Below are 19257 nucleotides of genomic sequence, written 5' to 3'. Positions count from 1 at the left end.
CAAACTTAAGTGTATTGCATTAAAGTTATTTTTTAATTAACTTTCGTTTAGATATAGATAACTCTCTAAGAGAATAATATATCATTTCATTCCACAAGTTCGGTAAATTCGTCAAGATCAATATAGTGTCTTCTGTCTGTTTCCAACTGGGTGATTTCTTCTTCGGAATATTCTTCTACAGGCTGATAAGATTTATTTTCCGGAACAACACGATCTGTTTTATATTGAGAGAATAACCAATCAATAATTCGTTCATCTTGATAAGCGTATATCCAGGAGCTATGCGTGCTTGTGGCTACTTTTTCTGTTTCACCTGGTAAATAAACTGTATATTTTGGGTTATAGCCTAGTTCTCTGTAGGCGTTTACTAATTCGTTAGTAAGTGTGTGAGCTCTTACACTATCATCATAAGATTGCATAAGCCAGGCAGGGATGTCAGCATACTTTGAAATATTAGGGATGACAGTTTCTTCTACTGGTGGAGCATCACCTACCGGATTATTCGGTCCGCCTGCCACAGGAAGCAAGGCAGCGTATAAATCGGGATTTTTAATAGCTAGATTATAGATGCCTTCTGCCCCGATAGACACCCCTGTAGCGTAAATTCTATTTGTGTCTATATCAGGGTATGTTTTCTTGAGGCTTTCTAATATATGTTCTATGGAGTTCATCACTTCTTCATCACGCCATAATTGATCAGGACTAATTTGAGGCGCAACTACGAGAGCCGGATGTTCTTTTTGAATTTCTGGCAATGTCCATAAAATAGTGCCCTCCCCTTTTGTAATACCTAAATGCTGATTGTTATCAGTACCTCGTTGTCCACTTCCATGAAGAGACAAAATAACGGGTATATCTGTTAGCTGGTCAATATTATCGGGAACAAAGAGACGGTAAGGCATGGTATTTCCTGCTGCATTCGTATATTCTTCAAAGGAAAATGATGCAGCAACAGCATATTCTGCGTATATTTCCAATTCAGCTATTTCAATATCATCTTCATCTGTTGTAAATCGCACATATTGTGCGTTTGTTGCAGGTAATATTCGATCAACTCTGTTGTGATTATTGCTTTGAATTACGTCGATGTCTGTCCACTTTTCTCCATCTAAACTCGTTTGCAGAGTCATGGATGTAATTGGCTGATTGGCTTCTACTTGCCATCGGCTAACTACTATTTCATTATCAAATGCAATAATAACTTCCTTTTCTCCATTTTCTTCCGGGACCCATACTGTATCAGGAGACTCGTCCAGGGCATCTACAACAGGTGTATTACTGTTTGTTGAGACATGCTGATGTTTTACAGTACTGTTATAAATAATACCTCTGCTTTGTTCTAACAGGTTATCTACTTCTGCAATAATTTTTTCTGTTTCTATATTATCTGGAGAGATGGTAATGACGTTGGTGAAAAGTTTTTTAAAATCAGCTTCTAGATCTGTTATTGCTGAAGAATCTCCCATGTTGATACCAAATACTTTTGAGTCTTCTATAGAATAAGTGCTTCTTATTTCATCAACAACCGTTTTAAGATCATCTTTGCTAATGGAGGTACTGATATTGATAAGTACAGCTTTTTTCTCCGTCTGAATAGAAGAGTCCGCTAACGCATTTAAAACTTGCTGTTGGTTATTGCTGGAAATAATTATTAGTGGAACGAGTTCTTCATCAACAGTGTCCGGAAGGGATAAAAGGTAAGAAATATCATCAATCTTTTGTTCATCAAATGCAGGGGCATCTTGTAAATTCACTGTAGAAATTTCTGAATCACTGTCAATGGTTTCGTCATTTTGGTTATTTGTAATTAGTACCACAATGAGGGCAACGAGTATAACTAACACCGGCATAATAATTTTATAATTCGAAATATTTTTCATGTAAATGCTCCTTTTAAAAAAGACATAAGTAAAGTGAATAGACTTTCTGATTAGTAACTTATTTTCCTGTATATATTGGAATGAATGTGTATTTGTATCAATCTCCTTCTATATTTTTATTTATAAATTTTAGAGAATCATTTTGTAATCGCTTTCCAATAATGTATACCAAAAATGATAAATTGTATACAATTTGTTGTCAATGGCTAATTATCATGCTAGAATAATTTTTAAGTGATTTGCGAAGATCATGTTCTTTAAAGAATATTTTTCATGGGGCAGGACTTTAAAGTAATAAAAATATGACATTATGTTGTGACCATATCACTGCCGTAATGAAACTGGAGAGGGGGTACAGATGATAAAAATATTTAATTGACAAAAAGAAATCGCTTACTAAAAAAATCCTTAACATTAGAAAGCTGGATGAGAAGTATTTCTTGCTATCTGGTAAGGAGCAAAAGGAACCAGGGTAAAAATGAGGAACAGGAATACAATGATAAAAATTTAGTTTTTGAAACAATGGGCAGATTGATTTCAAAAAGAAAGAACATATTTTAATGAAAGCGTTTCAAATGCAGTTATAATAAAGTAATTTTGTTCAGTTGTGACAAGGATGGAGAAGTACATGGGCAAACCATAAAGGGGAAGATAAATTATGTTAACAGGTAATGGATTAATTATTGGTTTTGTTGTTGCTTTAATTATTCTTTTTGTACTTATTATACGTTTTAAATGGGATGCTTTTATTGCATTATTAGTGGTGGCAATTGGTATTGGGATTGTCTCTGCTATTCCGGCAAATGAAGTACCCGCGGTGATTGCTGAAGGCTTTGGTAATACACTGGCCGGTGTGGGAATTCTGATTGGTTTAGGAATTATATTTGGACAATTTTTAGCTGCTTCAGGTGCAATAGAAAAGATTGCAAGTTCAATGTTGAAGACGTTTGGAGTGAAAAATTCACCATATGCTATAGCTGCTACATCGACAACAGTTGCTATTCCAGTATTTTTTGATGCCGCTTTTATCATCTTACATAAGTTGATTTATAGTTTGTCGTTGCGTACGAAAATTTCTTTAGCAACATTTGTAGCTATTCTTGCGATTGGATTGATTGTTTCACATAGCTTAATCATCCCTACGCCAGGACCGTTAGTAGTAGCGGACCAGATGGGTGTGGATATTGGTGTTTTCTTCATATATGGATTACTCGTAGCTATTCCTGCCACATTAGTTGGAGGAGTGATTTATGGGAAAATAATTGGGAAACGTATTCCTAATGGTAACCGTTTAGAAGATGTGAAAGAGGAATTACAAACAGTTGAGCAAGCGGAAAGAGGTCCCAATCGCAAAGAAATGCCAACATGGCTGGCCTACGCTATGCTTGCTTTACCAATTGTATTAATTCTATCAAATACAGTCGTTAATAATGTTATTTTGCAAGACTCTTCCGAAACAATACTTGGTAAAATTTTTGCAGTTGTTGGAGATAAAAATAGTGCATTGCTTATCAGTGTAATTGTTGCAATGTTCGTATTAAAGCCATATATTAAAGAAAAAACAGAAGTGGTCATGAAAGAAGCATTTGAATCTTCAGGGATGGTATTGTTAATTACTGGTGCTGGCGGAGCTTTTGGACAAGTTGTTCAGCAAACTGGTCTAGGAGATTTACTTGTAAATTTGATGACAGGGTTTAATATGCCAGCGTTGATTTTAGGCTTTGTTTTTGCGCAAATTTTAAGGGCTTCTTTAGGAAGTGCAACAGTAGCTCTAGTTACAACTTCTACGATTTTAGGGCCACTAGCCGCAGACTTAGGTGCATCTCCAGTTCTATTAGGACTTGCAATAGCGGCAGGTGGTATTGGACTATCCTTGCCAAATGATTCTGGGTTCTGGGTGGTAAATAAATTCGGGCGATTATCTGTAACGGAAACGATTCGTATATGGAGTTTAGGAGGATTTGCAGCTGGCGTGACAGCACTGGTAATGGTACACCTATTGAACGCTATTTCTGGTTTCTTGCCAGGTCTTTAATAATAAGAAATAAGAGGGGTTGTTCAATACCCCTTACATATTTAATCTATACGAAGAAAAGGTGGAGAAAAAATGAAACAAAGTGTTGGATTTATTGGATTAGGAATTATGGGAATGCCAATGACAAAGAATTTATTAAAAGCTGGCTTCAGAGTGACTGCTTTTGATTTGAATCCAGAGGCTGTGAAAGCAGTTGCGGCAGAAGGGGCAATACCTGCAGCAACTGGAAAAGAAGTAGCTGAAAATAGTGATGTAGTTATTACCATGCTTCCAAAAGGAGATCATGTCCGAGCAGCTATTTTTGGTCTGAATGGTGTTATCGAAGGTGCTAATGAAGATACTGTTATCGTGGATATGAGCTCTGTATTACCAACAGAGTCCAAGCAATTAGCTCTTGATGCAAAAGAACAAGGCGTGGCCTTCTTAGATGCTCCGGTAAGTGGCGGAGAGACAGGAGCAGTTGATGGAACACTTGCTATTATGGTCGGAGGAAATTCGGCAAATTTTGAAAATGTAAAATCTGTTCTAAAAGCAATGGGGAATAATGTGGTCTTAGTTGGTGATTCGGGTTGCGGATCCACAGCAAAATTAGCTAACCAGATTATTGTTAATTTAAATATTGCTGCTGTATCAGAGGCGGTTACACTTGCTACAAAAGCGGGGATTGATATAGAGAAAATGTATCAGGCGATTCGGGGCGGCTTGGCTGGAAGTGCGGTATTAGATGCAAAAGTTCCGATGATGCTGGATCGTAATTTTACAGCTGGCGGCCGCGTAGATATTAATATGAAGGATATTACCAATGTAATGAATACAGCACATGATTTGCATGTACCGCTTCCTTTATCCAGTCAGCTATTAGAAATCTTCCATTCATTAGCAAGTGACGGAAAAGAAACATTAGACCACGCAAGTATTGTGCAGCATTATGAAAAATTAGCAAATGTGACTGTGAAAAGAGAAGAGGTGGAGTAATATGGCAGAAATGCTAAATGCGAAAGAGATTTTGAGAAGCATCAAAGCAGTTGATAGACAGCAAACGCTATCCGCTCTGCAAGCAGAATTAGCAGATTCTCCGTATAAAATTGTTGTCCTTGATGATGATCCCACAGGAATTCAGACGGTGCATGGTGTATCAGTATATACAAATTGGGATAAAGCCTCGATTGAAGCAGGTTTTGCAGAAAAAGAAAGCATGTTTTTTATTTTAACAAATTCACGCGGATTTACCGAACAGGAAACGATTCGCTGTCATATAGACATTGCTGAACGTGTGCAGGCAGTATCTGAGGAAAAAAACATTCCATATATCTTAATTAGCCGTTCAGATTCTACGATGCGCGGGCATTACCCGCTGGAAACAGAGATTCTGAAAGAAACTATCGAAGAAAAGGGAGCGGCTTCCTTTGATGGAGAGGTTATTATCCCGTTTTTTAAAGAGGGCGGAAGATTCACCATAAATAATATCCATTATGTTCAGGATGGTGATGTCCTGGTTCCTGCCGGGGATACAGAATTTGCGAAGGATAGAACATTTGGATTTACTGCTTCTGATCTTGGTGAATGGGTGGAGGAAAAAACGAATGGCCGATATACAAAAGAAAATACCATTTATATCTCTTTAGAGGATTTACGTGATCAAAAAGTAGATAAAATTAAAGAACAGCTGCTGCTGGCTAAGGATTTTCAAAAAATCGTAGTGAACGCAGTCGGCTATGAGGATGTAGAGGTTTTTGCTACGGCATTAATCAAAGCTATTCGTGCCGGGAAGTATTTTATTTGCCGCAGCGCCGCTTCTTTAACGAAAGTACTTGGAGATATCAGTGATAAACCTTTATTAACCAGAGAAGAAATGCTTATTTCTAAAAGCAGGGAAAATGGTGGATTGATTGCAGTCGGCTCTCATGTGAAAAAAACAACAGAACAATTACAGCATCTGCTGGATAGCGGGCTGGTGCAGGGAATTGAATTTGATGTACATCTTGTTCAGGATGAAGAGAAGTTTAAAAAAGAAACAGAACGGGTTCGTTTAGCTTGTGAAGAAGCGATTAAAAATGGTCAATCCGTTGTTTATTATACGCGCAGAGAACGTCTGGATCTTGGAGAAAATAAGAAAGAGGAAGAATTAAAGCAATCTGTAAAAATTTCAGATGCGGTAACGAGTATTGTGAAGGATTTGGCAGTACAGCCAAGTTATGTCGTTGCTAAGGGAGGGATTACTTCCAGCAGTATCGGAACAGAAGGCTTGTCTGTAAAACGTGCAGAAGTAGCAGGACAGGTGAAACCAGGTATTCCTGTTTGGAAGACTGGACCGGAGAGCAAATTTCCAAATGCTGCTTATATTATTTTCCCGGGAAATGTCGGAGAGCCGGAAACGTTAAAAGACGTTGTGGCAGTGCTGGAAGATAAAGAGTAGGTGAAAAAAGTAATAGGAAGCAGAATGATCTGCTTCCTATTACCTTTTAATATTTATCTAAAATTTATAGATGCTTGATTGCAGGCTCATAAATGTCCTTTAAAGTCTGTACACTATGCATGAATTTCTTCTGTTCATCCTCGTTCATTGGTACTTCAATGATTTCTTGAACTCCTTTACGGCTGATGATAGTTGGGACACCAATACATACATCCTTCACACCATATTGCCCTTGTAAATAGCTGCTTGTAGTTAACACAGTATGCTCGTTCTTTAAAATAGCTTCTGTAATCCGTACGAGGCTCATGGCAATGCCATAAAAAGTAGCTCCTTTTTTCTCAATGATATGATAAGCTGCGTCACGCACTTCCACAAAAATTTGATCAAGATCCTCAGCTTTGTGGTTTTCATGCGTTTCAAGATAAGTATGAAGCGGCACAGGACCAATCGTTGCTCTGCTCCATAACGGCAGCTCTGTATCTCCATGTTCACCAATGATGTATGCATGGACAGCTTTAGGTGAAATTTTAAAATACTCTCCCAGTTTATAACGGAGCCGTGCTGTATCTAATGTTGTGCCGCTTCCAATAACACGATGTGCAGGAAGACCGCTAAACTCAATTACTGCCTGTGTTAGAACATCCACAGGATTCGTTGCAATTAAGAAAATTCCATCAAAGCCTGAAGCCATGACGTCATCCACAATTTTTTTAAAGATTTTCATGTTTTTTTCAACGAGATCTAAGCGTGTTTCACCTGGTTTCTGGTTTGCTCCTGCACAGAGACAGACGATATCCGCATCTTTACAGTCTTCGTAGTCCCCTTGCCAGATATTTGTAAGAGAAGGCGCAAAAGTCTTGCCATGGTTTAAATCCCATACATCTCCAAGTGCTTTATCTGCATTTAAGTCAATAATTGCTATCTCTTCCGTTACCCCTTGGTTCATTAAAGCAAATGCGTAACTGATTCCAACTGCCCCTGATCCGATTAAAACAACTCTATCTACTTTTTGATATTTTGTTTCCATCATTCTGCCCACCCCTTGGTTTTATAATTAATACTCCACTCTTATATTGTGAATCATTTCACAATATAAGTCAATAGTATTTTAATAAGTTTTCTCTTAGGCTCAGAATACTTGAAGGAAGTGGAAAAGTAAATAGGATATCCTATTTACTTTTAACTGGAAATGTGTATAGTATTTCTAAACAAAATCAAAGCTGATAAAAATTATAAAAAAAAGCGATGAAGAGAAGAGCAAATATAAGAAAAGCATTACAGAGAACTCCAGAAGCTGAGAAGGAGCGTGCGAAATTATATTGAACCAAGCCTCGAAGCTGCACATAGGATTGTCAGATGTTGATGTGCCGGTTCTCCCGTTATCGGGAGAAGCAATGATTGATTCTGTTGCTTATAGAGGTTTTTGCAGAGATGCAGAAACATAATGAGGTGGCACCACGATCTTCTGTGATATAAGAAGTCCCGTCCTCAAAGTTTAAATAACTTTTAGGACGCGGGCTTTTTTATGGAAGAAAATTGGGGAGGGTGGAAAAACACCTCATTACTTTTAACGGGGATAGGCGTATCTAAGGAGCCTGGATATACCTGATTGCATTAAATTTAATTATTTTAGAAATGACAGGATCCCCGCTTGCGGTTTCTATACTGTATATTCTAATGCCATTAGCTGCAATGTTCACTAACTTTTGGGCAGGTTCATTTATTGATCATTTGAATCAAAAGCATCTGATGATTGGACTGGACTTATTCCGGACAGGACTTATTTTTGTTCTTCCTTTTTTGGATTCATTACTGGTAATCTATATTATTGTGTTTGGAATAAATGTTGCAAGTGCCATGTTCGAGCCGACGTCTGTTGTCTATATGACTAAGTTAGTCCCAAAAGGAAATCGCCAGCGATTTAATGCCTTACGTAATTTTATTAATTCCTGCGTTTTTATATTGGGGCCATCTATTGCTGGAGCATTATTTATGGTTGGGAGTCCTGCGCTTGCTATATTTACGAATGCAGGAGCATTGTGTATTTCTGCCATAATTATTCTTTTTCTGCCTAATCTGCATGAGCAATCTCAAATAAATGGCAGGATTAATATGCAGTCTGTTATTCAGGATTGGAAGAAGATTCTAAAGTATGGAGCTGACCATAAATATATTATCTTGATTTATATTTGTTTGGTGGAGTGACTGTTTTTATGACAGGGCTTGATTCGATGGAGGCTGCTTTTGCAGTAGAGGTTCTGCTTCTGGATGAAAGCGCCTATGGATTTTTAGTCAGTATTGCAGGAGCAGGAATTGTAGCTGGTTCCTTGATTAATGCGTTGTTTGCTAAGCTTTTAAAAATTAATATACTGATGGGATTCGGGGTTATATTTACGCCCATTGGTTATTTAATTTTTGCCTTCTCCACAAATTTTATGGCAGCTGCAACAGGATTCTATCTGCTGACATTTGCACTTTCTTTTGCCAACACAGGCTTTCTGACCTTTTATCAAAATAATATACCAGTGGAGATTATGGGGCGTTTCTTTACTGTTTTTGGATTGGTGGAAGCAGCTTTCATTGTTTTATTTACTTTGGCGATCGGAATAGCAGCTGAATTGATTGAAATTAGATTGGGGGCTCTTTCTTATTTTTAGGGTTGGGAATTGGTTTTAATTTTTTGATACAAAAGAAGTATCAAAGAAAGGGTTATCAAGCTAATTAAAACTATTAAAAATTGAATCATTTAAATGAAGATAGAGGGAAAGGTTATGTTAATTCCCTCTATCAGATGATTAAGCTACTATTTGTTTATAATCTTGAACCTTATTTTACAATTTCCTGTTTCAAAAATGCAAGGACTGAATCAGGCAATGGAATCCCTTCTTTCCCTCTTTTTTTGGCATTGAGCATCTCCAGCTCACCAGGAATATAAACTTTGTCTATATTTGGACCAGGGGTAGTTTCTCTTAATTCCTGAATCATTTGATCAAGTCGAGATGTAAATGTATCAATGGAAACAAATTTTGCTGGATCGATTGCCATAAAAAAGTGTCCTAGTTCTCGATTTTTATCATATTCTCCATACATTTTAGAGACATGCGGGCCAAAAGCTGCTCCAGTCAGCATAGCAGAGAATATTTCAACTACCATTGCTAATCCATATCCTTTTGGACCGCCAAAAGGTGATAATGCAACTACTTTATTCGGATCGTGTGTAGCTTCACCATTTTCGTCCACTCCCCAACCGTGGGGAATACTTTCTTTTTTTTCTTTTGCATTTAAAATTTTACCTAAGGCAACGGTGCTTGTAGCGAAATCTAATATGACAGGTTCTTCCTTATTTGCTGGAAAGCCAAAAGCGATTGGATTAGTACCGAAGAAGGGTTCTGATCCGCCGAAAGGAACTACAATTTTATCTGTGTGAGTCATCGCTATACCAATTAAATTATTTTGAGCAGCTTGTTCAACGAAGTAAGAAAGTGCGCCACAGTGACTGCTATTTTTGACCGCTACAGCTCCGGCTCCTGCTCCTTCCGCTTGTTTAATTGCTATATCCATTGCTGATTTAGAGATGTAATGTCCAAATCCATTATCCCCATCTAAAACACTAGTTGAGGCGGAGGTCTCGGTTACTCGTGGTTGAGCAGCAGGATTAATACCTCCCGATTGAATTCGTTTAATATAATGTTCTACCCTTAGAACACCGTGAGAATCGACACCTCTTAAATTTGCGTGCACCAGAACATCAGCAATTGCTTCGGCAGCCTCTTCTGTTACACCATACTTTAAAAATATTTTCTTTGTTATATCTTGGAGCTCCTTTTTTGGAATCATAGAAATTTCTCCTTTCCCTTGAAAACGTTTAAATTTATACTAGCATACTTGTATGGTAGTGTGGTAGAATAAATTTCAGAAAGGAGATAAGAAGATGTTAAATCGAACTAAATTTAAACATTCAACGAGAGATTTTGTTTATGATTCATTGAGAGAATCTATTATGGATTTGGAGTTGCCTCCTGGTGCGGCTATTTCTGAGAAAGAAATTTCTGAAGAGCTGGAGGTTAGCCGGACCCCTGTCAGAGAAGCTTTTCTAAGATTAAAAGAAGATGAACTTTTAACGGTGCTTCCGCAAAGAGGATCATTTGTGGCATTAATTGATTTAGATCATGTGGAAGAAGCGCGTTTTTTACGAGAGCAGGCGGAAGCAGGAATTATTCGTTTAGCATGTGAACAGTTTTCTGATGAATGTCTGAATAAATTAGAAATGAATGTAATAGAACAGAAAAAAGCAAGAGATGATGATGATGAAAATACCTTATATATATTAGATAAAGAATTTCATAGGCTGCTTGCAGAGGGAGCAGACAAGCGACGTGTATGGAAAACAATTCAAAAAATGGACACGCATTCTATGCGGCTTCGTAAATTGAGTATCGAGTTAAAATTGAACTGGAAGAAGTTAGTTGAACAGCATGAGGCAATGGTTGAGGCTATAAAGGAAAAGAATCAAAAAAAAGCGGAGGATTTGATTCGGGCGCACCTGGCATTGCTTATATATGATCAAAAGGCACTAAAGGATAGGTATCCTGACTATTTTAATTAAATAAAATGTTATAAAGGGGTTAAACATCATGTTAAAGAGAATGTTTGTATTCAGCTTGCTGACTCTCCTTATTCTAAGCGGGTGCTCTTCAGCAAAGGAGAGTTCCGCAAAGGAAGATGATGTTACACATTGGAAGATGACACATATCTCTGATGCAAGTCATCTCTGGCATCGTACAGCTGTTGAATTTGCTAATCGGGTAGAAGAAAAAACAAATGGAAAAGTAGTAATTGAGATTTTTCCCAACAGTCAGTTGGGCAGTGAGGTAGATAATATTAACTCCATTCGTTTTGGAGCAACGGATCTAACAATTACAGGTGAGACATTAGAAGTATGGACTCCTAATGCTGTAATGTTAGCGGTTCCATATGCGTTTGAAAGTGAGGAGCATATGCGTAATGTGATTGAGGGGGAGATTGGAGAGAGAATCGAACAGGATATTGAGAGAGATGTTGGATTAACACCGTTATTTTATATGGAGCGCGCTCCGAGAAATTTAACATCTAATTATCCAATTTCAACACCTGAGGATTTAAGAGGATTTAGTATGCGTGTGCCCAATGTGCCATTATTTTTAGATTCCTGGTCATCGGCAGGAGCTCAACCTCAAGTAATCAGTTTAAATGAAGTATTTACCGGCTTACAGCAAGGTGTCATTGATGGTCAGGAGAATCCGAATGATCTTATTGAAAGTAATGGGTTCTATGAAGTACAAAACTATTTGAATTTAACAGAACATGTACGTTCCTGGATTTATGTAGTGGTAGGTACAGAACAATTGGAAGCGCTGCCTGAAGAACAGCAGGAGGCGGTAAAAGAAGCTGCAACAGAAGCAGAGCAATATGCACAAGGTCTATTGGAAGAAGAAACAGAAGCGGTTCTCCAAAGATTGCTGGATAATGGAATGGAAATTAATGAAGACGTGGATCAAGACGCTTTTCGTGAAGCAATGCTGCCTGCGTTAGAAGAGTATTTTGATGAGGAGCAGTTAGAATTGTATCTTGAGATTTTAGATGCAGCGGAAGAAAGCGGTGATGAAGAATGAATATAATGAAAAAAGTTGATAAGACTCTTGGAATAGTGACAATGCTGTTATTTACTGCTCTGTTGCTAGTAGTTATTATTCAGATTTTAAGTCGCTATTTCCCATATGACTTTATGTGGACAGAAGAGCTTTCCCGCTATTTATTTGTGTATTCTATTGTTACAGCAGCTCCGCTGGCATTGAGAAAACAAGAGTTTATCCGGGTAGATTTATTGATTGAACGATTGTCTGACCGTGTCCGAAAAATATATGAAAGTGTTATTTCTACAATGATTTTATTGTTTTCTATCGTATTATTTATCTATGGAATACAACTTGTCAGTCTAGGTTCTGATTTTTATGCTCCCACGTTAGGATTTTCAATGTCTTACACGTATGCAGCGGTTCCCTTACTGGCGGTTTTATTAATGATATATTCTGTTGTTTACATTATTGATCAATTTACTGGAAAGAATCAGGACGAGGAGGGTGAGCAAATATGATGGCTTTATTGCTTTTTGGACTATTCCTGTTATTAATCGCTTTCGGCGTGCCAATAGCCTTTAGTTTAAGTATATCATCCTTGGTTTATTTGCTTGTAGCCGGAGTGCCGTTGACAGTCATTCCGCAAACCATGTTTGCCGGACTAGATTCATTTGTTATGCTGGCAATCCCTGCTTTTATTCTTGCCGGTAATTTGATGAACGCCGGAGGAATTACTAATCGTATTATTGATTTTGCAAATGCTGTTGTTGGTCATATTAGAGGTGGACTAGGCTTAACAAACGTGGCTTCCTCCTTAGGCTTTGCAGGAATTTCTGGAACAGCCTTATCCGATACAGCGAGTATAGGATCTGTCATGATTCCAGCAATGAAAAAACAAGGATATGGCGCCGGGTTTTCTGCTGCGGTTACATCCATATCTTCTACAGTTGGACCAATGCTTCCACCTTCACTTCCAATGATTATCATCGGAACATTGGCGAGTATTTCTATTGGGGACTTATTTTTAGCTGGAGCAATTCCCGGTGTCCTGCTAGCTATTGGCTTTTTAATTGTTACATATGCCATTTCTGTAAAGCGTCAGTATCCTAAGGGAGAAAAACAGTCATTTTCTGTAATTGGAAAGACATTTTTTGGTGCATTTTGGGCACTGTTAATGGTTGTTATTATCTTGTGGGGAATTCTTGGCGGCTATTTTACTCCAACTGAAGCAGCAGTAGTTTGTGTTGTGTATGCTTTTATTGTTGGCAAATTTGTCTATAAAGAACTGAAGTTAAAAGAAATACCTGGTATTTTATTGACTACTTTACGATCTACTGCTTCTATCCTTTTACTTGTGGGTTTTGCAAATACATTCGGGTGGATTTTAGTTAGTGAAGGTGTTCCACTTCTTATTGCGGACGGAATTTTATCTATTTCAGAAAATCCAATAATTGTTATTTTATTAATAATTATATTACTTTTACTTGTAGGAATGTTTATGGAGACAATTGCAGCATTGGTTATTCTATTCCCAGTTTTACTGCCTGTTGCACAAAGTGTGGGAATGGATCCAATTCACTTTGGAGTGGTAATGGTATTATCTCTAATGATTGGATTATCTACTCCTCCAGTAGGAGTCTGTCTATTTGTAGCATCGACATTCGCTAAAGTACCGATTACCAGAACTGTAAAAGAGTTGCTACCGTTTTTTGCAGTAGCGATGGTGGTATTAATTATTGTAGCCTATGTTCCTTCATTATCGTTGTTCTTACCAAGTTTATTTGAATAAAGGATGTGTATACATTATGAAAGCTATACAGGTGGAAAACCCTGGTGAATTGGAAATTGTAGAAATAGAAAAACCGAAGTTGGAAGGTTTACAGGATGTTATTGTTAAGGTGAAAAATGTCGGTATATGTGGTTCAGACGTCCATATTTATCATGGCAGCAACCCTTTTACTGTCTATCCTCGGATTATTGGCCACGAAGTTTCAGGAATTGTGGAGGAGGTTGGTGAAGAAGTATCTTCTGTAAGGGTAGGAGATTTAGTGGCTCTAGAGCCAATCCTTTACTGTGGAGAATGCTATGCTTGCCGAAAAGGACAGCCGAATGTCTGTAAATCATTAGAGGTTTTCGGTGTCCATCGGGACGGTGGTATGAGTGAATGGCTTAAGGCTGAAGAAAAGAATTGGCATAAGGTCTCGGATTGTGTTTCCGAAGAAGCAACGTCTTTAATTGAACCGCTAACGATCGGTGCCCAAGCAACCTATAGAGGAGAAGTCAGGGAAGGTGATACGGTATTTATTATCGGGGCCGGACCAACTGGAATTGCTTGCCTCTTGCTGGCTAAAGAACATGGGGCGAAAGTGATTATCTCTGATTTCAATCAAACAAGATTAGATTACGCTGCTTCAATTGGTGCAGATGTTACAATTCAACCGAAAGAAACAGATGTAGCAAAAGAAATAGAGAGATTAACAGACGGAGAACTTGCAAATGTGGTGATTGATGCAGTAGGTCTTCCACAAACATTTCAGCAGGCAGTTGAATTGGCATCTATTGCAGGGACAGTGGTTACATTAGGTTTCAACGAACAACCTTCTGCGATACCTTCGCTGCTATTAACAAAAAAGGAATTGAAAGTTGTAGGTTCGAGACTGCAGACGCATCAATTTAAAGGCGTTATTGAAAAAGTGGAAAAAGGGAAACTGGATCCAAGTCAGATTATCTCGCATCGTTTTCCGATGGAACAAGTTAAGGATGCATTTGATCTATTGGAAAACAAACCTGAGGAAGTAAGAAAAATTGTGTTGACATTTTAGCAGCAGGAGTGGGTAGGATATGAGAATGACATTTAGGTGGTATGGTGAAAATAACGATTCTGTTTCACTGGAACAAATAAAGCAGATTCCTGGTGTAGAAGGATTGGTCTGGGCATTACACCATCGTGCAGCAGGTGAAGTTTGGCCGGAAGAGGAAGTATTGGAAGTGAAAAAACAAGCCGATGCATATGGTTTTCATTTAGATGTAGTAGAAAGTATTAACGTACATGAAGACATAAAATTAGGCAAGGAAACAAGAAATGAATATATAGAAAATTATAAAACGAGTCTAAGGAATGTTGCCAAAATAGGCGCGAAGGTAGTTTGTTTTAATTTTATGCCCGTATTTGATTGGACACGAACAGACTTATATAAAAAATTAGAGGATGGCTCCACCGCATTATTTTATGAAACATCAAAAGTGAATGATATGAATCCCAATGATTTGATTGAGCAAATAACCAATTCGGGCTATACAATGCCTGGATGGGAACCAGAACGCCTGAAAACAATTAAAGAATCTTTTAAGTCGTATGAAGAAGTAGACGAGGATCAATTATGGAAGAACTTAGAGTATTTCTTGAAGGAAGTTCTTCCTGTTGCTGAAGAGGAGGATATTAAACTGGCTATACATCCAGATGATCCGCCTTGGCCAGTGTTTAATCTTCCCCGAATTATTACGAATGAGCAGGCCATTGAAAGGTATCTGTCTATTTCAGACAGCCCCTCACATTGCTTGACCTTGTGCAGCGGATCATTGGGAGCTAATCCGAATAATGATATTCCGGCTATCATCCGCAGGTTTCATAATCGTATTGCTTTTGCTCATATTCGTAATGTACGAATCTATGAAAATGGTGATTTTATCGAAACATCTCACCGAACAAAGGATGGATCAGTACCAATTGATGATATTGTCAAAGCTTATCATGAGACAGGTTTTAAAGGATATGCCCGTCCAGATCATGGTAGACATTTATGGAATGAACAATGCCGGCCGGGTTATGGTTTATATGACCGTGCTTTAGGCATCATGCATCTCTGGGGTCTTTGGGATGCTTATGAATTAGTGAAGAGAAAGGAGCGTGCATAAACAGTGTTACCAACTCATGAAGATCTAGCTGGAAAAACAGCGGTTGTTACAGGCGGAAGCGGCGTTCTTTGTCAAGTTATGGCAAAGGAGCTAGCCCGCCAAGGGATGAAAGTAGCAATATTAAATCGAAATGTGGAAAAAGGACAGAAGGTAGCAGATGAAATAAAAGAGCAGGGCGGTATGGCGATTGCAGTATCTTGTGATGTATTAAATGAAGAAAATGTGAAGGAAGCGTATGAGGTTGTGAAGCAGGAATTAGGAGAATGTGATTTGCTGATTAATGGAGCTGGAGGAAATCATCCGGATGCCATTACGGATAAAGAAATATTTGAAGCAGGGGATATCGAAAATACTTCTTTAAAATCTTTTTTTGATTTGCAGTTGAGTGGCTTTGATCATGTTTTTCGGTTGAATTTAATTGGTTCACTCATACCAACACAAGTATTTGCGAAAAAAATGACTGAATACGGTGGGAATATTATTAATATCTCATCCATGGCAGCTCCAGCCCCAATGACGAAAGTTCCAGCCTATAGTGCTGCCAAAGCAGGCATTGATAATCTTACCAAGTGGTTATCTGTTCATTTTGCTGATGCTGGTATTCGTATTAATGCGATTGCGCCTGGGTTCTTTTTAACAGAACAAAATCGGGGACTTTTGCTTGATGAGGATGGTTCTTTATCCGAGCGCGCAGAGAAAATTATCAATCATACTTCACAAGGCCGATTTGGAAAGCCGGAAGATTTATTAGGAACATTGCTTTGGCTGGCAGACGACAATATGTCTGGCTTTGTAACAGGGATTACCGTACCTGTAGATGGTGGATTTATGGCTTATTCAGGTGTTTAGATTATTGTACAGAACTTATAAAAAGAATGAAGGTAAAATATTTGTTTCAAAGGCACTAGAGTAGTAATATAAGACTTCTGCATAAACAAACAACGATATGTTTACGCAGAAGTCTTATTTCAATTTATCCACATTAGAAGAAAATTGTATAAAACAATGAAAGCGCAGGCATGATTTTATCAAAGTTAACTGTCTATAAATCTCCTGCTTCCAAATACAATGCTATACTGAAAATAACATAGAAAACGTGGTGATAACCGTGGCAGAAATAAAAAAAGTAAAAAACTTTCCCCATATAGATATACATCCTTCTTTAAAAGATAAGCTGAAGGCAGTACAATCAATCCTTCAATCTGAGAAGTATCATGAATTATTTATTGCTGAAAAAGATGGAAATGCAATTGCACTGGCACTCAGCTGGTTAAATTCTTTTCATCCATCAGCAAAATATATCCGCTTCTTTGCAGGGAAGGAGCAAGATAGAAATGTGTATATATATGAGCTTCTTACTCCACTGCTTGGGAGTAGATCCACCCAGGATAAGTGGATCTACTCCTGCTGCTCCAATGAAAAAGATAACATTGCCATCGTTGAAGAAAAAGGATTTCATCTATTCCGGAGGACGTTTGAAGAAACAGTTGGAGTGACATGGATGCTGCAGCATTTAGATAGCCAGACTATAGATGAAAAGATAACTCCTCTAAAAGAAGTGATGTCCGATTTGAAAAAGAAGCAGCAGTTCTTATCCAAAATAAAAACAGATTATGAACAGACACATGCAGATAACCCTGTTGGATGCTTTACACTTACTGAATGGGAAGAAATTTTAAGAAATGATTGTCCGGATGAAAGTAGGAGTTCTGTTTTATTTATAGAGGAAGAAATCGCCGCATATATCATGCTTCATCCTGGTGATACAGAAAATCATTATGAAATCGGCTGGGTTGGCTTAGATCAAACAAAACAGGATATCAAACTATTGAAGCAGCTGTTATTCAGTCAATTGCAGATGCTCAAAGATAATGGCGTGCAGACAGTAGGAATAGAGGTCGATTCTACTAATCCTGTTGCGATGGGTTTATTTGATTTTTTGGAATTAAATAAGAGGAAATCATGGGATTCATATATTCTTAAATAAATAGTAATAATGGGAAAAAGCAGCAGCTGACATTATAAAAATGCCCGCTGCCGCTTTTCTTTTTAAATACCATTAAACATTTGCTTCCAGGATTCAGATGGAATCATGCCATTGGCTTCAACAGTCCCATCCTTTTTAATATAAATTTCAAGTCGGTCTGGAATCTTGTCTAATTCTTCTTTCAGATTTATATAACGATCCGTTAAAAAATGAATGATTTGGTTGGTAGAACCGATCCATGGACGGATATAGTCCGGTTTATCCAATTCGAATGGCCCCTCCAGAAAGATATCCGTATGAGCAAGAAGCTCCTTCCAGCCCGGTTTATCCAGCTTCTCGAGCTCTTCATAATAGTATCCGCTGAATGTCATAATACTTAAGCCGATATTTTGTGCGCGTTCTGCCAGGATAGCCAGAGACTCAGCCTGTTCAAAGGGTTCGCCGCCCAGGAAGGTAATTCCTTCAATATCATTTTTCTCTTTACTCTCTAAAATTTTCTCCCAAATGGTATCGACATCAGAGGGAGTTCCGAGTCTCGGATTCCAGGTCCAGGGGACACCGCAGCCCTTGCAATGAATAGGGCAGCCCTGAACCCATACAGAAGCCCGTTTTCCAGGTCCCTCTGCAATGGAAGATGGTAAAAATCGATGCAGCTGTATATGCATTAATAATCAACAACCCTTCCTGATGAATACTTCGAATGGTCTGTAGAATGTTCTGATTCTCTATCATCTAAATCTTCATTGGAAAAGACCATAAATGGTTTCGCTTTTGCTAGAATATGCGGTTTTATATCCATTAGTTCCACAAAATGACTGAAATTATGAAATGGACCTCTCCGCTTACGGATCTCTACAATCTGCCCAGCCAGGATATTTCCGAGTGAAGGAATGGCTGCGATTTCCTCCTGCGCGGCTGTATTCATATTCACTTTTTCAGCAGGAAGAGACGTGTTATAGTTAATTGGCTCCTCAACTGGTTTTGGGGTGTCTACTGACTGAGATGATTCAGCAGATGGATCCAAAGAATAAGTTTCTTGTATATCATAGGAAGGAGCAGACATTCTGCGTGCCTCTGATTTGGTCTGCTTAACAAGAAGCTGTAAGTATGTTTTGCGTGAAATAACAGCGTTTATCCAAGCTGCTATCCATCCGCCGAGTATAAGCATGACAGAAGCGTCATAGATAAAACTTTCCTTTGGATAAAATTCATCGACAACAAAAAACTGAATAACAAGCAGAGCATAAATACTTCCCGCAATAAACCACTTTAATTTTCTGACACGTAAACTGATATAGTAAAAACTTATGAAAGAAAGAAATCCAAAAGGGAAAATTAGCCATAGTATCCATATGGAATGAAGGTACTCCCACTTCTTTCCCAATGGCGTAATCGCATCACCCATGCTT

At 38.2% G+C, this 19257-nt stretch carries 19 protein-coding genes; 14 read left to right on the top strand and 5 right to left on the bottom strand.

From position 1 onward, the window contains the following. Positions 1 to 86: 86 nt before the first annotated feature. The gene (locus MKY30_RS04430; protein ID WP_341082901.1) at positions 87 to 1880 is read right to left on the bottom strand and encodes a discoidin domain-containing protein; all 1794 of its coding nucleotides are present in this window, start codon (positions 1878 to 1880) and stop codon (positions 87 to 89) included. A 658-nt stretch (positions 1881 to 2538) separates the two neighbouring features. On the opposite strand from MKY30_RS04430, the gene MKY30_RS04425 reads away from it, so the two are divergent. The 3 genes from MKY30_RS04425 (at position 2539) to MKY30_RS04415 (ending at position 6331) form a co-directional block, all read left to right on the top strand. Further along, positions 2539 to 3915: a GntP family permease gene (locus tag MKY30_RS04425; RefSeq protein ID WP_147211866.1), complete on the top strand. Its 1377-nt coding sequence runs from the start codon at positions 2539 to 2541 to the stop codon at positions 3913 to 3915. A 72-nt stretch (positions 3916 to 3987) separates the two neighbouring features. Next, complete coding sequence (gene garR, locus MKY30_RS04420) at positions 3988 to 4890, top strand: 2-hydroxy-3-oxopropionate reductase (RefSeq protein ID WP_156986150.1); 903 nt, start codon at positions 3988 to 3990, stop codon at positions 4888 to 4890. A gap of 10 nt (positions 4891 to 4900) precedes the next feature. Then, positions 4901 to 6331 carry a four-carbon acid sugar kinase family protein gene (locus MKY30_RS04415; protein ID WP_341085590.1) on the top strand — a complete coding sequence of 477 codons (1431 nt, stop codon included), beginning with the start codon at positions 4901 to 4903 and terminating at the stop codon, positions 6329 to 6331. Positions 6332 to 6395: 64 nt separating this feature from the next. Here the strand turns inward: MKY30_RS04415 and MKY30_RS04410 are convergent, their stop codons facing one another. Next, positions 6396 to 7358, bottom strand: coding sequence for an L-lactate dehydrogenase (locus tag MKY30_RS04410; RefSeq protein WP_445667730.1), 963 nt, complete (start codon positions 7356 to 7358; stop codon positions 6396 to 6398). 292 nt (positions 7359 to 7650) lie between these two features. Here MKY30_RS04410 and MKY30_RS24090 point away from each other — a divergent pair, with 292 nt between their 5' ends. The 3 genes from MKY30_RS24090 (at position 7651) to MKY30_RS04400 (ending at position 8988) form a co-directional block, all read left to right on the top strand. Further along, positions 7651 to 7776 (top strand): hypothetical protein, encoded by a 126-nt coding sequence (locus tag MKY30_RS24090; RefSeq protein ID WP_443093869.1) that lies wholly within the window; start codon positions 7651 to 7653, stop codon positions 7774 to 7776. Positions 7777 to 7966: 190 nt separating this feature from the next. Continuing rightward, positions 7967 to 8536 carry an MFS transporter gene (locus tag MKY30_RS04405; protein ID WP_246145216.1) on the top strand — a complete coding sequence of 190 codons (570 nt, stop codon included), beginning with the start codon at positions 7967 to 7969 and terminating at the stop codon, positions 8534 to 8536. An 8-nt stretch (positions 8537 to 8544) separates the two neighbouring features. Beyond that, positions 8545 to 8988 carry a hypothetical protein gene (locus MKY30_RS04400; protein WP_341082898.1) on the top strand — a complete coding sequence of 148 codons (444 nt, stop codon included), beginning with the start codon at positions 8545 to 8547 and terminating at the stop codon, positions 8986 to 8988. A 169-nt stretch (positions 8989 to 9157) separates the two neighbouring features. Here MKY30_RS04400 and allD read toward each other — a convergent pair whose 3' ends face one another. Continuing rightward, a complete protein-coding gene (gene allD, locus MKY30_RS04395) occupies positions 9158 to 10168 on the bottom strand; it encodes an ureidoglycolate dehydrogenase (RefSeq protein ID WP_341082897.1) in 1011 nt (336 codons plus the stop codon). A gap of 94 nt (positions 10169 to 10262) precedes the next feature. On the opposite strand from allD, the gene MKY30_RS04390 reads away from it, so the two are divergent. From MKY30_RS04390 to MKY30_RS04355, 8 genes are all read left to right on the top strand, one after another. Further along, on the top strand, positions 10263 to 10937 hold the full coding sequence (locus tag MKY30_RS04390) for a GntR family transcriptional regulator (protein WP_147211863.1): 675 nt from the start codon (positions 10263 to 10265) through the stop codon (positions 10935 to 10937). Between the two features lie 28 nt (positions 10938 to 10965). Further along, entirely contained in the window at positions 10966 to 11982 is a 1017-nt protein-coding gene (locus tag MKY30_RS04385) for a TRAP transporter substrate-binding protein (RefSeq protein WP_147211862.1), read from the top strand. 5 nt (positions 11983 to 11987) lie between these two features. Next, positions 11988 to 12464, top strand: coding sequence for a TRAP transporter small permease (locus MKY30_RS04380; protein WP_339283556.1), 477 nt, complete (start codon positions 11988 to 11990; stop codon positions 12462 to 12464). Then, the gene (locus tag MKY30_RS04375; RefSeq protein WP_339283554.1) at positions 12461 to 13735 is read left to right on the top strand and encodes a TRAP transporter large permease; all 1275 of its coding nucleotides are present in this window, start codon (positions 12461 to 12463) and stop codon (positions 13733 to 13735) included. Before MKY30_RS04380 ends, MKY30_RS04375 begins: the two co-directional genes overlap by 4 nt. A 16-nt stretch (positions 13736 to 13751) precedes the next feature. Then, positions 13752 to 14768, top strand: coding sequence for a zinc-binding alcohol dehydrogenase family protein (locus MKY30_RS04370; protein WP_147211859.1), 1017 nt, complete (start codon positions 13752 to 13754; stop codon positions 14766 to 14768). 19 nt (positions 14769 to 14787) lie between these two features. Next, positions 14788 to 15861, top strand: a complete 1074-nt coding sequence (uxuA, locus tag MKY30_RS04365) for a mannonate dehydratase (protein WP_341082896.1) — start codon at positions 14788 to 14790, stop codon at positions 15859 to 15861. A 3-nt stretch (positions 15862 to 15864) separates the two neighbouring features. Beyond that, complete coding sequence (locus MKY30_RS04360; protein ID WP_341082895.1) at positions 15865 to 16710, top strand: SDR family oxidoreductase; 846 nt, start codon at positions 15865 to 15867, stop codon at positions 16708 to 16710. Between the two features lie 259 nt (positions 16711 to 16969). Next, positions 16970 to 17848 (top strand): GNAT family N-acetyltransferase, encoded by an 879-nt coding sequence (locus tag MKY30_RS04355; protein ID WP_341082894.1) that lies wholly within the window; start codon positions 16970 to 16972, stop codon positions 17846 to 17848. Positions 17849 to 17910: 62 nt separating this feature from the next. Here the strand turns inward: MKY30_RS04355 and MKY30_RS04350 are convergent, their stop codons facing one another. Both MKY30_RS04350 and MKY30_RS04345 read right to left on the bottom strand, forming a co-directional pair. Further along, the gene (locus tag MKY30_RS04350; RefSeq protein ID WP_156986144.1) at positions 17911 to 18513 is read right to left on the bottom strand and encodes a 4Fe-4S cluster-binding domain-containing protein; all 603 of its coding nucleotides are present in this window, start codon (positions 18511 to 18513) and stop codon (positions 17911 to 17913) included. Further along, positions 18513 to 19253 carry a helix-hairpin-helix domain-containing protein gene (locus tag MKY30_RS04345; protein ID WP_156986143.1) on the bottom strand — a complete coding sequence of 247 codons (741 nt, stop codon included), beginning with the start codon at positions 19251 to 19253 and terminating at the stop codon, positions 18513 to 18515. Before MKY30_RS04345 ends, MKY30_RS04350 begins: the two co-directional genes overlap by 1 nt. Between the last annotated feature and the right edge of the window lie 4 nt (positions 19254 to 19257).

Origin of the sequence: Oceanobacillus sp. FSL W8-0428 (assembly GCF_038004405.1) — a bacterium.
Classification (GTDB): domain Bacteria; phylum Bacillota; class Bacilli; order Bacillales; family Amphibacillaceae; genus Oceanobacillus; species Oceanobacillus sojae.
Note: the sequence above shows the minus strand (reverse complement) of the source record. Positions and strands in the feature narration are given on the sequence as shown.

Coding starts and splice junctions, on each gene's coding strand:
- MKY30_RS04430 (WP_341082901.1), bottom strand. CDS start 1,880: ATGAAAAATATTTCGAATTATAAAATTATTATGCCGGTGTTAGTTATA.
- MKY30_RS04425 (WP_147211866.1), top strand. CDS start 2,539: ATGTTAACAGGTAATGGATTAATTATTGGTTTTGTTGTTGCTTTAATT.
- garR (WP_156986150.1), top strand. CDS start 3,988: ATGAAACAAAGTGTTGGATTTATTGGATTAGGAATTATGGGAATGCCA.
- MKY30_RS04415 (WP_341085590.1), top strand. CDS start 4,901: ATGCTAAATGCGAAAGAGATTTTGAGAAGCATCAAAGCAGTTGATAGA.
- MKY30_RS04410 (WP_445667730.1), bottom strand. CDS start 7,358: ATGGAAACAAAATATCAAAAAGTAGATAGAGTTGTTTTAATCGGATCA.
- MKY30_RS04405 (WP_246145216.1), top strand. CDS start 7,967: ATGACAGGATCCCCGCTTGCGGTTTCTATACTGTATATTCTAATGCCA.
- MKY30_RS04400 (WP_341082898.1), top strand. CDS start 8,545: ATGACAGGGCTTGATTCGATGGAGGCTGCTTTTGCAGTAGAGGTTCTG.
- allD (WP_341082897.1), bottom strand. CDS start 10,168: ATGATTCCAAAAAAGGAGCTCCAAGATATAACAAAGAAAATATTTTTA.
- MKY30_RS04390 (WP_147211863.1), top strand. CDS start 10,263: ATGTTAAATCGAACTAAATTTAAACATTCAACGAGAGATTTTGTTTAT.
- MKY30_RS04385 (WP_147211862.1), top strand. CDS start 10,966: ATGTTAAAGAGAATGTTTGTATTCAGCTTGCTGACTCTCCTTATTCTA.
- MKY30_RS04380 (WP_339283556.1), top strand. CDS start 11,988: ATGAAAAAAGTTGATAAGACTCTTGGAATAGTGACAATGCTGTTATTT.
- MKY30_RS04375 (WP_339283554.1), top strand. CDS start 12,461: ATGATGGCTTTATTGCTTTTTGGACTATTCCTGTTATTAATCGCTTTC.
- MKY30_RS04370 (WP_147211859.1), top strand. CDS start 13,752: ATGAAAGCTATACAGGTGGAAAACCCTGGTGAATTGGAAATTGTAGAA.
- uxuA (WP_341082896.1), top strand. CDS start 14,788: ATGAGAATGACATTTAGGTGGTATGGTGAAAATAACGATTCTGTTTCA.
- MKY30_RS04350 (WP_156986144.1), bottom strand. CDS start 18,513: ATGCATATACAGCTGCATCGATTTTTACCATCTTCCATTGCAGAGGGA.
- MKY30_RS04345 (WP_156986143.1), bottom strand. CDS start 19,253: ATGGGTGATGCGATTACGCCATTGGGAAAGAAGTGGGAGTACCTTCAT.